Annotated in this window: 11 protein-coding genes and 1 tRNA gene; 4 read left to right on the top strand and 8 right to left on the bottom strand. The window is 50.1% G+C overall.

From position 1 onward, the window contains the following. Window positions 1–60 precede the first annotated feature (60 nt). Complete coding sequence (locus tag P9L94_15370; GenBank protein MDP8245463.1) at window positions 61–2,025, bottom strand: heparinase II/III family protein; 1,965 nt, start codon at window positions 2,023–2,025, stop codon at window positions 61–63. Between the two features lie 481 nt (window positions 2,026–2,506). On the opposite strand from P9L94_15370, the gene P9L94_15365 reads away from it, so the two are divergent. Beyond that, entirely contained in the window at window positions 2,507–4,216 is a 1,710-nt protein-coding gene (locus P9L94_15365; GenBank protein ID MDP8245462.1) for a DNRLRE domain-containing protein, read from the top strand. A 359-nt stretch (window positions 4,217–4,575) separates the two neighbouring features. Here P9L94_15365 and P9L94_15360 read toward each other — a convergent pair. Beyond that, a tRNA-Ala gene (locus P9L94_15360) sits at window positions 4,576–4,648 on the bottom strand. 179 nt (window positions 4,649–4,827) lie between these two features. Here P9L94_15360 and P9L94_15355 point away from each other — a divergent pair. Beyond that, complete coding sequence (locus tag P9L94_15355; protein ID MDP8245461.1) at window positions 4,828–4,965, top strand: hypothetical protein; 138 nt, start codon at window positions 4,828–4,830, stop codon at window positions 4,963–4,965. Here the strand turns inward: P9L94_15355 and P9L94_15350 are convergent. Together P9L94_15350 and P9L94_15345 are read right to left on the bottom strand one after the other, a co-directional pair. Beyond that, on the bottom strand, window positions 4,962–5,840 hold the full coding sequence (locus P9L94_15350) for a glycosyltransferase family 9 protein (GenBank protein ID MDP8245460.1): 879 nt from the start codon (window positions 5,838–5,840) through the stop codon (window positions 4,962–4,964). The two genes, P9L94_15355 and P9L94_15350, sit on opposite strands and share 4 nt — an antisense overlap. After that, window positions 5,837–7,696, bottom strand: coding sequence for a glycosyltransferase family 39 protein (locus P9L94_15345; GenBank protein MDP8245459.1), 1,860 nt, complete (start codon window positions 7,694–7,696; stop codon window positions 5,837–5,839). The genes P9L94_15350 and P9L94_15345 overlap by 4 nt, the downstream gene beginning before the upstream one ends. Window positions 7,697–7,779: 83 nt before the next feature. Between P9L94_15345 and P9L94_15340 the strand changes: the two genes are divergently transcribed. Continuing rightward, the gene (locus P9L94_15340) at window positions 7,780–9,264 is read left to right on the top strand and encodes a radical SAM protein (GenBank protein ID MDP8245458.1); all 1,485 of its coding nucleotides are present in this window, start codon (window positions 7,780–7,782) and stop codon (window positions 9,262–9,264) included. Window positions 9,265–9,645: 381 nt separating this feature from the next. Next, entirely contained in the window at window positions 9,646–11,019 is a 1,374-nt protein-coding gene (locus P9L94_15335; protein ID MDP8245457.1) for a glycoside hydrolase family 140 protein, read from the top strand. 172 nt (window positions 11,020–11,191) lie between these two features. Here the strand turns inward: P9L94_15335 and P9L94_15330 are convergent, their stop codons facing one another. The 4 genes from P9L94_15330 to P9L94_15315 are packed head-to-tail and all read right to left on the bottom strand — an operon-like array spanning window position 11,192 to window position 13,055. Beyond that, complete coding sequence (locus P9L94_15330; GenBank protein MDP8245456.1) at window positions 11,192–11,737, bottom strand: hypothetical protein; 546 nt, start codon at window positions 11,735–11,737, stop codon at window positions 11,192–11,194. A gap of 32 nt (window positions 11,738–11,769) precedes the next feature. Then, entirely contained in the window at window positions 11,770–11,997 is a 228-nt protein-coding gene (locus P9L94_15325) for a type II toxin-antitoxin system HicA family toxin (GenBank protein ID MDP8245455.1), read from the bottom strand. A 1-nt stretch (window position 11,998) separates the two neighbouring features. Then, a complete protein-coding gene (locus P9L94_15320; GenBank protein ID MDP8245454.1) occupies window positions 11,999–12,205 on the bottom strand; it encodes a type II toxin-antitoxin system HicB family antitoxin in 207 nt (68 codons plus the stop codon). Window positions 12,206–12,263: 58 nt separating this feature from the next. Then, the gene (locus P9L94_15315; protein MDP8245453.1) at window positions 12,264–13,055 is read right to left on the bottom strand and encodes a methyltransferase domain-containing protein; all 792 of its coding nucleotides are present in this window, start codon (window positions 13,053–13,055) and stop codon (window positions 12,264–12,266) included. Between the last annotated feature and the right edge of the window lie 109 nt (window positions 13,056–13,164).

Genomic DNA, 13,164 nt, shown 5'->3' with positions numbered 1-13,164 from the left:
CTCCATTCTACCGCCTCTAAAATAAACGGCAATCTTAAATATTACTTTATTACGAATCCGTTACTTTCCCCACTCGCTCAATTCACTCAGTTTTAATGAGCCTTTCACCGATTGAGAACAAGAACCTGGCGTCGCCAACACAGCAAAATTGACTTTACCATTTTGAGGCGCTTGTGCATTGAGTACGATCATCGTCATGCCGCGATTCGCTGAATCCCATTCATTCGGCGGTTTTGAAATATCGACGATTTGCCACTCTACAGGTTCTCCAGAAGTCATGTTCGTCAATGTCAAAGATTTGCCCGCTTGCCGTAGTTCCAGCGCCGCATCTGTTTTCTTGACCACATTGGCTGGAGTAATCATGGCCCAGCGAACGCTTGCGCCGGGCTTCAAACCCGTCAGTTCATCTTGGACCAGAACTTCATTTGATGAAGTCATCGCGATGCCGCGTTTGACGGATTGGGCTTGGGCTTCATACACCTTGCTCAGATCAACAATGCTAAACGGGGCTTGAGCAGCATCAGAAAAGCGCATGAAGTCACCGCTATTTTTAGCGACTTGCAATTGATCGTTAATCACAAGCGTGTTGTGCCCTTTGTTTTGCTGCCGAAAAATTGTCCATCGGTCAGAATTTTGCGAGCGGTCCCACAAATTCATTCCACGCGCCTCAATGCCGTGATAAGACTCGGCGCCAAGATCAACCGCCCAACGGACGCCGTCTGCGTCTAACACGAATGAGCCGATATCCATTTGGCCGTGGTTCGCGCTTGGCGCTCCCCCCTTCATTCCGACAAACACGGCGTTGGGGTCAGTCCAGGAACTACGATGGACGGTAACCGGAACATGCCCGCCGCCTTCCCAGTGTAAGGGCGCCTGCATTGACGTGTTGTTTGGTTGCTTTTGCATCCAGAGCAACGTGAAAGGCAAGAAGCGGTCTCCCCGGCTGGTGTTTTTTGATTGAGTGATCAATTCGTCTAAAAGTTTAGATTCGCCTACCGCCCAATCAGGACGATTAAATTTGGACGCAAACCAGAAGACCGCCGCTTCAGCGCCTCGTCTTGATCCCCCGTCTGAATAGTTAAATGTTTGTCCCGACGGGCCGGTCACGATGCTTAAATATTGTCCCGTCTCAATGAACCCCGGCGCTTTGCTGAGCCCAAAATCTGAACCCAACACGCTCTCTAACGCTTCAATCAATACGACGTTGTAACTGGTTCCATAAGACCAATACGACGGGCCTTCGGGATAACTGCCTTTCGGGTCATAAACCTCGACCGACCTCGTCACGTTTTGCAAAGCGTTGTGCACTGTTTTCGCAGCCAACTCCGGCTCATCTTCTAAAATAGCGAGTGCGCCCGCCGTTAAGCCGCCGTGGCAAACCTGCCCCCAATTATTGGTCGACTTCACCCACCCTTTGTGTTTAGTCGTAAATGGCAGCGACGCGCCTTTTTGTATGATGGCCTCACGAACCGTCTGGCGCGTATCGTCTTCGAGTTGGTTGTATAACCAGTCGTATCCAATCGCCATTGCCAGCGTCATTTCCGCAACGTCCAGAAAATGGCTTGGGTTCCAGTCTTGAAAACTCGATGCTTGCAGCATTTCTTTTTCGCATCGCTGGACATATTTCATATCGCCGCTGAGATGATACGCCATCGAGAGCAAAACAGTTCGTCTTAAACATTCGCGCGATTGCCCCAACAGGCGTCGGCCCTGCAGCACACGCTCAACCGGCGGTAGGCCGATACAATGATCGGCGTGTTGAATCACGAGAGATTTCAGTGATTGAAAACGAGGGTCGTCTTTGTTTTGTCTGATCAATTCATCAAGACGGCTTGGGTTCATCATCAATCGCGGATGGCCTTTTGGCGCTTGTTTGATAACTTCTTTAATTTGATCAAGCGTCGCCGAAGGCGGGTAGGTTGCGTCAAGTTCGCCGCCAACCACCAATGGGACGCAAGCAAACGAAATAAAAAATAGAACACAAAAGGCAAAACTGTATGTTTTATAAAACCCGTTACGATTCATGTTGACTCCTCCATACTGGATAGCAATGATGATTTCACAAACCAATTCATATTGCAAGAAAGAGAACCGCGTCAACCTGAATCTCACTCATATTAACTGTACGAACACAATGATGCGCCATTGGCATTTAAGTAAAATTCGGTTTTCCGGTAATTGAGTACTTATATTGATGGATAGCCATAACTTTGTTTAGGAAAACGTATTCCGGCCTATCAAAAATTGACAAACCAAATAAGGCATGGATGCAACTCTGGAAGCGCCTGTGCAAAAGGGCCTGAAAGCCCGCACTGAAGCGAGCAGAGTTGCACCCATGCCGAATGCATCTGTTAATACACTATATACAAGGGGTATAACTCATGAAAATCAGCGCACGCAATCAATTTAAAGGAAAAGTGAAACTAATCTTTTATCGAATTAACTTGTAATAATCCTGTTACTTCTTCGACTCATATAGCAAACCGCTTGCAAATGAGGAGAAGCAATGAGACTCGTACTGATAGCAGCAATTATTTCATTATTCGTTACTTACGCAAATTTCACCGCACAGTCGCAACAAATGGTCATCACCCCCAGCGATGACTCATGGATCGCTGGACTCGGCAGCACCGAGTTAAAAGGCAACAACGCCCGGCTGGGAATCTGCCCGGTGGCGCAGTATTGGATCTACCTTAAATTTGACCTGTCAGAAATTTCCGGCGTCATCGCAGACGCGGAACTACGCCTTACCCGTATCGACGGTTCGCGTCCCGAAGAGATTTCGCTCTACTTCATCCCAGATGATAATTGGAGCGAAGCAACAATAAACGGACCAAACCGCCCTGCGCCGCAGACGGTGAATTCATCAGACGCCATCACCATCGGCATCGAAAAACCCGCCTACGACACTTGGCACTCGCCTAACTTAGCGGCAGCAGTGCAGACCGAAGCCAACGGCGACGGCGTCATCACGCTGATGCTGCGCGAAGACCCCGGCAACACGTTGGACGTGCGCCACTTCTTTAGCAAAGAAGGCGCGAGCAACCAAGATCAAACGCCGCGCCTTGTCGTTACGCTGGCGCCGGACGCAGGCGATGAAGAAATGCTGGCTGACGATTGGTCGATGTCCGACATCGCAAACGGCGTCAAACCGTCGTTCGATTTTGGCCCCGACGGCGCCATCCACATCATGGGCATGACCGAAGAAACCAACGGCGTCGTCTGGCACGCCCACGCCGATTCGATTAACGGCCCTTGGAACCCGGTCACCGTCGCAGAGGGTTACTTCTACGGCCCGGGTGATATCCGCGTTGCGCCCAACGGCGACGCTCACATCGCCTGGCACGACCATGACCTGCAAAACCCTTCGCACGTCATCGTCGCTCCCGACGGTGGACTGCAGACGCCGCCGATTGATACGCCCAGCAGCCATGACGGCTGGGACAATTCGCTCGCCATCGACGCCGAAGGCGGCGTCCATCAGGCGTCGGTGTTCCCCTCGCAATTCGGCGCGGTCGAGTGTCTGCAATACGGATTCTTCGACGGCGACAACTGGACTTACGAACGCAATATCCCCAACAGCGGACGCTTCATGTATGGACTCAATACTTCCATTGCCGTTGATAGCATGGGGCGTCCCCACATCGCCTATTGCGAATCGACCGGATGGACCACCGACGGCGACTTGAAGTACGCCGTCAAAATTGATGAGGGCTGGCAAATTTCCACTGTCGTCACTGGCGGAGCAAGAGGGCGCTTTCCCACTCTGGCGCTCGACCATTGGGACCGCCCCCATATTGCTTGGCTCGACCTCGACGACGCCGACAAGACCAAAGCCACCGTGCGCTATGGCGTGTTGAATAGCGACCAGTGGGAAATCGAAGACGTTGATCGCCTCGAATACGTCATGCTCGGCTTCGGCGATGCGCGCAAATCGACTTCGCTAGCGCTCGATAAAGACTCCCGCCCGCATATCGCTTATTCTGACAAGCAAGCCGTGCGTTATGCAACCAAGCCGTTTTCGGAATGGCAGCGCACAACGGTTTTGGAAAGCCCTGAAGACCGTTATCAAAGTTTGGTGGTCATGCGGCTCGACGCCGACCAAGCGCCGGCGATTGTCTTTTGGGAACCCGCCCAAGATTCGGCGGGCCTGGTTCGCATGGCGCGAATGAACGCCCCTGCGTCCGGCGTGATCGAATGGTCTATATATAAATAGTTAGTTACGGAGGAGCAATTAAGACGGGCGGTTCAGATTGTGTCGATGATGCGGTTTGTGCGGCGCTGCTTCTTGTTTGAATCGGACAGACGGGTAGAATGAGGCTATGACATGGTACGAACCTTTCATTCGTATTGTGTTTAGGCCCGTTGATGCGCTTATACGCTTCGTCGGGCCGTTCTATTTATGGGGCAACGATAACCCACCTTAAAACGAATGCCAACTAGGCGCCCGAGATTATATCTCGGAAAAGTCGGGCGCGCGCGCCAAAAGTGCCCGAGAACTGGGTAGTTTTAAGTAGTTATTGCGGGGGGCATGTTACGTAAGTGGTTGATTTTATTGAATCGGGTGGAGAGAATTGGAGCGCAAGGGACTCGAACCCTCGACCCCTACCTTGCGAAGGTAGTGCTCTCCCAGCTGAGCTAGCGCCCCGAAAAGTTGGTGAATGAAGCGTCCGGCAGCTGGTCGCCGAACAGACGAAAATCATAGCACAACCCGCCTGCCAATAAAGGCTTAAAACCGTTAGTTCAATATTCTGCTTTATTCTGCTTTATTATTATGGTCGAATTGAGCAATTCAGGTCTATGTACACCAATTTGAGGGGATACAAAATGACAGCCGAACCGCAAACTGAACAAAACACGATTTTGATGAAAGGCATTTTGCGCGAATTGATCTTTATCCGCATCATGATTTTAAGCGCATCTATCGGCGCTTTTGTTGCGCTGATTGCATTCGCTGCTTTTTAGTCTGAAATTTTCATCACCTGAACATGCTCCCCCGGCGGCGCCCAGACGGCGGGGTCGCTGGCGAGAAAGAATACACTTGTCGGTACGCCCAGCGCAGCGGCGATATGCGTCACCCCGCTGTCGTTGCCAATAAATTGGTCGCATTGTGACAACAACGCCGCCAACTCGCGCAACGGGCGTTGATCGAGAAGATGATGCTCCATCCCATTCGGCAATCGCTCTACAAGCGCTGCGACAGCGTCCTCATCCGCCGGGCCTTTTACGATCAGCAAGCATTTATCTCCTTGGATGGTATCAACCTCTTGCAAAAATTTCTCTGGCAACGCCTGTTTGGCGGGACCGCCCGCTCCAGGATGAACGCCGATCAAACGGCGCCCTTTTTGTACGCTTAATTTGGAGAGTTCTTCGCGTGCGTTGGCTTTTTCTTCTTCATATAAATGAATCACGGGCTGCGGGGTTTCATCACCGAGCATTTTGCGCAGCGGATTTAGATAAAAGTCAGTAATATGCTGCTCGTTGTCTTGCGGCAGCGCTGGATAGGCGCACACCCACTGCCCGTTACGCACCTTTAAGCGATTGACGAATTGCTGTGACGCGGCGGCGCTATAAATCAGGATATGCGAAAACTCGGCGAAATAATCAAACAAGTCAGAGTGCAATGCGCCCTCGCCGTAGAGCGACTCCACGCCGGGACGCTCAGCGGAAACGGCGCAATCCGCCAGCCCGTCGCCGACCAGCAGCGCGACGCGTTCTAAGACTCCCATCACTTCGATCCAGGCGTCCGGGTGCTGTTTTTTGATTGCACAAATAACGCTTGATAACAACACCGTATCTCCAACGGCGCCGTTGCGTATGATTAACCAGCGTTCGCTCATGGCTTCAGCAGATGCAACGTCGAACCTCGATGCGTAAACACCGGTTCGAGATGGCGTTCTTTTAGGATGGACAACTCAACGCCGTCTTTCACTTCAATGAACGGTTCATAAATATGTGTTACGCCCGCCTCGGTCAGCGCTTGCGCCAATTCGTCCGCTGACGGCGCATCAAGCGATTGCGCAAAAGGAAAATAACCATACTTCAAACGGGCGGCGCATTTTCGCCGTAAGGGATACCCCAACCCTATCACAAAAGCGTCCGGCGCCAGATTGTCGTTCGCCCAACGAATGACGGGGTAATGCTGAAAGCGGTTCGTAAGCCAAACATGACGTTGCGCGTCGGTCAGAATTGGCAACATGGATTCGCGTTGCGCCGAGATTTGCGCATTGCGATAGCCCAATCCATTCATCAAAATCAGAAATACAATCACTGGCAACAAGTAGGGCGCCCAGTTGGAGACGACATCCAAACGTCGTCGTAAATCAAAAAAGAAAAACGTCGCGGGAATGGATAAGATCAGTAACACCGATAGAAAAAAGCGCCCGTCGTCATTGTTGCATAACGCCAAGAACAAAAATGTTGCAACACTGACATAGATCGCAAGTCCCCAATAGACAAAGCGGGGCAGTTCGCGAACCTCGCCTTGTTGTTTCAAGCGCAAGGGCGCTGCGAGCAATCCAGCGATCCCAATCAGAAAGAGCGCGTTGCCTTCCAGCATCAACATCCAAACACGGTGAGCGAAATACTGCAACAATGTCCCGGCGTTTTGATACACACCCACTGGCGGCGCGTGATTTTTGAAGAAGACATACGCCTCCTGTGCGCTAGGGGTGTTCATCCCAAACAGTGATGGCAAAAATGGATAGAGCGGGTTGCCCGTCCATGACCCGTTTAAGCACATCCAGGGCGCGAGCGGAAGCGCATAAACAACGCCGCCAAGAAGCGGCAGCCATCGCAAATCGTTTCGAAATTTGAACCACGTGATTAAGTAGAGCAAAACAAACGGCGGGAAAAATACTGCGCCGGACACATACTTGGTCGCAACCGCCATCCCTGCGAACAGCGCTGCAATCACCATCCAAATCGAGCGCTTATTGGGTGCAGGCTCGACCCAAAGTTGATAGAGGCAATAGAGCGCGAGCAGTTCCCAGAAAGCGCGAATCAGGTCGATGTATGCACTAACGGCGACAAACCCCAGCAAGGGCAGGCTCGCCGCCAAAAACGCCGCCATCAGTCCCGCTTCATACCCGTGTTCCCGTTTGAGCCAGTCGTAGAGCAAGCGCAGAATAAAGCATCCGAAGATGAAGTGAATTAATTTCGCCAAACTGTCATTGCCGACCGTTAGCGCCAATCCATATAAAATTTCGCCATTCTTGGGCATATAGGTGAATACATGCCACGGCAGCTCGACCACTTGCCCGGCGAGGATGTATTGGTTCGGCCCGCTGAGATGATAGTCGTAGGGGTCATGGCGCGTCTCCGGCGTCATAACGGTGCTCAATATCACCAGCAGCATGACGCCGGTCCCGATGCGCAACGCAACCGAGGTCCAGCCCGATTCAGACGGGCGTAATTCTTTAGCGCGAAAGATGGATGAAAGCCAACGGGGCAATTGCAGCAAGCCCATCAGAAGACAAGCGCCCCAGAATCCCCATAAAACAGTCGGCGTGTAGAACCCAATCAACCCCAATATTGACAAAACATACGTCAAGACAAAAGCGCCGATTCCCCAGGCGAACGCGCGGTTGTCCGTTGCCTCGCCCAGGCCGATTTTTTTCAGAATCGCGTCCCCGATTGGCATCAGCCCAAGCGTGAAAGCGATTGCTGTCAATATAAAGATTATAAATTCAGTCAAGTTTCCTCTTGATCCAACCGCTTAAATTACTCTACAATCAAGACGTAGCGGGGTATATGATACACCCAACACAGGAGCGTTTTATGCACGTCACATTTGTTTTCGACGATATCATATTAAGCCACCAGCCTTTAGGCGCATCGTACATTTCTGCGGTGTTGAAAGAACATGGACATACCGTTTCGTCGATCAACATTGATGACGGCCCTGATTATGTAGAAAAAATCCAGCGACTTCAACCTGACATGCTCGCTTATTCGGTCACAACCAGTACGTGGCCGCGCTATGCGGACGTCAATCGGGAGATCAAAGCCGCCCACCCCTGCTTCACCTTGGTCGGCGGCCCGCACCCGCAGTTCTTCCCCAAGATGGTTGAAGAAGAAGGCGTCGACGCCATTTGCATTGGCGAAGGCGAGTTCCCCACGTTGGAACTCTGCACCGCGCTGCAAGAAGACCGCGATTATACCCACATCGACACCATGCACTTCAATGTGAATGGCAAGATCATTAAAAACAGTGCGCGCCCGTTTCTCAATAAAAAAGAACTCGACGCGCTGCCCTTCCCGGATCGGGAACTGATTCGTGATTTTTCCGTTTGGAAGCAACGCTCCGGCTACATCATGGCGGGACGCGGCTGTCCTTATGACTGCACGTTTTGTTTCAACCACGTCTCACGAGACATTCAGGAAGGTCGTTGGACCCGCCAACGCAGCGCCGAAAACGTACTCGCGGAACTGCGCTGGCTCAAAGAAACGTACAAAGTGGTGTACATCGCGTTTCAGGATGACACCTTTATTTTAAACCGCCGCTGGCTGCGCGAATTTCTGCCGCGCTACGGCAAAGAAATCGGCCTGCCCTTCATCTGTAACATTCGCGCCGACCTCACCGATGAGGAAGAAGCACGGCTGCTCGCCGATGCGGGCTGCATCCGCGTCGCGATGGGAATCGAAAGCGGCGACGATGAACTGCGCCGCAAAATCCTCGCGAAAAACATGTCAACCGAGCAGGTCATCAAAGCCTGCGACTTATACTATCAACACGGCATCCACGTCATCGGGCAAAATATGTTCGGCGTTCCCGGCGAAACGGTTGAGACCGCGCTTTCAACAGTTGAGTTGAATATCCGCTGCCGTACGCGCATCAACTTGTTCTCGTTCTTTGCGCCCTATCCCGGCACAAAACTCGGCGAGATGTGCGAGCAGGATTACGGCTTCTCTGGCGATTTGAAAGAGATCCCCCGCGAATATTACGAGAGCCTCGCGCCCAGCATCAAACTGGAGAACCGCGAATTGATCGAACGCATCGGCCAATGCGCGCACTTGTTCGCCAGTTATCCGTACATATTTAAATTCACCCAAATGATGTTGAAGGTTTTGCCGACCTATAACATGAAAATTAAATACATGGATTGGTTGTGGTGGGTAAAACGTGAACTGGTGAAGAAGGGCAACATCGGTTTGCCTTCAATTTGGCATCCGCCCCAGTTTATCGTTGAGGCGATTCATAACGATCAGCCGAACATCCCCATTCAGCAGATCGCCCGCGAAGTCAGCCGCGAAGCGGCGTAGACAATTGCATTACCGAAACGCAAAAACGGGTGGTTACTTCCACCCGTTTTTTTTCACCATTCACCATATTTTTATGGCTCATCATGTAAGTGAGGACTTACATTGATGGATGGTCATTATTTTGATTGCGAAAACGTATTATGGCATATCAAAAAATGACAGCCCTTTGCGGGCGCAGCTATATCTCTGGGAGCGCCTGTGCAAAAGGGCCTGAAAGACCGCGCCGAAGCGAAGAGAGATGCGCCCGCGCCGTGTGCAATGACATTACATATTTTTTGAGATGCCTGATTGATTTCACGCGTCGACCGCCTGCCTCTTTAAGACAATCCTAAAAAATGATATCATTATTGACTCGCAGATTTTTAGAATGGGGACGGATCCATGCTTGCTCAAAGTCGTCTTGGATTTATTGCATCTATATTATTTGTACTCGCATTTGGCTTTATTTCATCAACGGGATATGCCCAAGAACTGAACCGCCTGCGCGTTGCAGATAACAATCGTTACCTCGAATACGAAAACGGCGATCCGTTTCTCTACATCGGCGACACCGCCTGGGAACTCTTTCATCGTCTCAACCGCGAAGAGGCGGAACTCTATCTAAACAACCGCGCGGAAAAAGGCTTCACCGTCATCCAGGCGGTTGCGTATCCGCAATTGGGCAATCTCAAAGAAGCAAACGCCTATGGACATCTGCCCCTCATCAACCGCGACCCCGCACAACCCAATGAAGACTATTTTAAACACGTCGACTTCATTGTGAATAAGGCGGAAGAACTCGGACTGGTCGTAGGATTCTTGCCAACCTGGGGCAGTTATTGGGACAACAACAATCGAATTTTCACGGTAAAAAACGCCCGTGCTTATGCAAACTATCTCGGCAAGCGCTACAAAAACAAACCCATCATCTGGATTCTCGGCGGCGACTCTACAATCAAAAATGATTTAGAACTCGACATCATTTCAGCAATGGCGAATGGATTGCGCGAAGGCGACGGCGGCGCACACTTGATTACGTTCCACCCCCGTGGGCCGGGACAATCATCATTAAAAGTACACAATCAAGATTGGCTGGATTTCAACATGATTCAGTCGTCTCACGCCGCTCATAATCACGACACCGGATTATTCGTTGAACATGACCTCGCGCAAACGCCGCTGAAGCCGACCCTCGACGGCGAGCCGCGCTATGAGTGCATCAACGCGGGCTTCTATTTCAAAGATTGGAACCGTTACGACCGCTTTGACGATTTCGACTCGCGCCAGGCGGCCTACTGGGCGATGATGGCGGGCGCCTGCGGACACACCTACGGCAACAACAATATCTGGCAAATGTGGGCGCCCGGACGCGGCGCCGTCATTGACGCCAACATTCATTGGCGCGATGCGCTCGACCATCCCGGCGCGTTTCAAATGAAACACTTGAGAAAACTGTTCGAGTCCTATGATTTTCGCAAACTGGTTTCTGATAATTCTTTTATCGTTGACGCGCCCCGTTCAGGCGGCGCCAAAGTGCGCGGCATTCACGCCAGCGACGGTTCGTTTGCGTTTGTTTACACGCCTTATGGCGAACCGTTTACGGTCAATAGCAGTGTCATCAAAAAACCGCGCGTGAAAGAAACCTGGTTCGACCCGCGCTATGGCGTGTCATACCACATCCACACATCCGAAAACCTGGGTTTCCAGACCTACACGCCGCCCTGTTCCGCTTCAGGCCGCGGCAATGACTGGGTGTTGGTTCTTGAGGGGGAATGAAATACACAATTATTTCAATGTTTGTTGTAAGCAATTCGACGCGGTCTCTCATTGCGATTCGAGACCTAAGGCAAGCGAATGCGTATCAAGTAGGGTGGCGTTGATCGAAGTGAAACCCACCAATGAAAACTTATCTATATCCGATGGTGGAATTCATTTCATTTACTCCACCCTACAATGCGTCTGGGTAAACAAACCAATCTTCTTTTTTTGAATTATTTTCTATTTTACATACCTTCAAACTAACATTTGAATTATATAAATCGAAATATGCAGCATAACCTACAAAATCTTGTTTTCCTTTTGAAAAACGTATCAACCAATCTATATCCTTTTGGTGGTCTTTTATTTTTTTTCTTATGTATTTTTCGTCATGATGACGAACTTTCCATTCCATGATTGATATCGGACTTTTAACGGGCTTCATATCATTATCAAAGCAAGTTTCACGCGGTTTTTTCCAAATAACTAAATCTTTATTGACCTTATCTTTATTGACCTTCTTTTTACCATCTTTATCAATTTGCTTCACCGCAACTTCTATCCCTATTTGAGTTGGATCATTGAAACAAGTACCTGTTTTAAACTTATGCTGCAATAATCCCAACACATATAAAGATATAACTTCTCCTTCTCTTCCAATCCATTTATTGCCTTTTATAAATTCACACATTTCTGTTAATGAAAGCTGAATGATAGAATCCAGTTCATTTATCATATTTTTTTATCCATATTTACCTATAATTAAATTCAAACCAACTTCAAAAACTCGTCCCGGTCCAATTCCAAATCTTTTTTCACGATCTTTACCAATAGGCCTCTATCAAGTTTTTCACTAGGATGATTAGGAATCACTGTAGTCCTACCATCAGGATGTTCAAAAAACATATGGCTGCCTTTTTGACGTTTACACTCAAATCCAAGTTTATCCAGAATAGGAATTAGTTCTTTTGCAGTGAGTACCGGAAACTTCGGCATCCTAAACCTCGACTTCTTGTAAGCCAACAAAACGCGAACGCTCCAAAGGCTCCTTGCATTCAATATAGAGTTCTATTGCTTCTTTCGTTCTCTCGATTAATTCATCATGTGTTCGCGCCTGAGAATGGCAGCCGGGCAAACCGACAACCTCGCTAATCAAATAGCCGTCTTGGCCTTCTTCAACAATCACCGTGAAGCGTTCAGACATAATAAACTCCTTGGGTTTTTATCATACTTATTATATCACTGAGTTATCTCAAACAACCTCACTTCTTCACAAAGCACATGCCGAAGACGGACAGCGAAAAGAAGTAGGGCGGCTGCCAGGGCGTACGTTCGGGGTATTTCTCTTTGATATAGTTTGTCGTCAGGTGTTGCTGCGGGTGGAATTTTTTCAGCATCGAAATGTAATCGGCGTCCGGCGTGAACTGGGTCTCGAGTAACTGAATCATCTTCGCCGCCAAGTGCGGGGCGATGTCTTTGTTGCCGTCGAACGAGATATCAATCGTCAACACCAGCCGCCCACCCGGCTTCAGTACGCGGGCGAATTCGTGAATGATCTCGGTCGGGTTGCCGCAATGCTCCAAGACCGAAATGCAGTAGACCAAATCAAACTGTGCGTCAGCGAACGTCGTCTTCTTGATGTCCTGAACGCTGTAACGCGCGCGCTCGCTTCCCGGCGGATTCAGCCCCTGGGCGTCGGCGCAAGTCTGCTGGTCGCTGTCGCCGCATTCGACGTTAAGGTTCTCATACAAATGGCAAAAATAATGCGGCATGAACGTCAGCCCCGACCCTGCGTCAAACACCGATAGCGGTTCCCCGCTTTTGGGTTTCAAAAACGCATTCACCCGCTGATAAATAAATGGATATTCCCACTGGCGCGACCAATGGCGCACCGGGTTGTCGCCCCACTTGGTTTTGTAATACCCAAACGCCTGAGGATTTTTTTCAACGAACGTATCGCTGTACTGGCAAAGTTCCTGATACAGCGCGTCGTTTTGCAGCGTTTCAAATTCTTGAATCGTCGGGTAACCGTCTTGCAGCGCGAGAAAATCCATATCACATCCTATATTGTATGATTGTGTTTAATCATCGGTAAAACCGCGTATTTCTTGAAGGGGCGCACGCGGCTCGATTTTCATTGCCGATTCAGTTTACAATTGATTA

The organism is Candidatus Hinthialibacter antarcticus (assembly GCA_030765645.1).
GTDB lineage: Bacteria > Hinthialibacterota > Hinthialibacteria > Hinthialibacterales > Hinthialibacteraceae > Hinthialibacter > Hinthialibacter antarcticus.
Note: the sequence above shows the minus strand (reverse complement) of the source record. Positions and strands in the feature narration are given on the sequence as shown.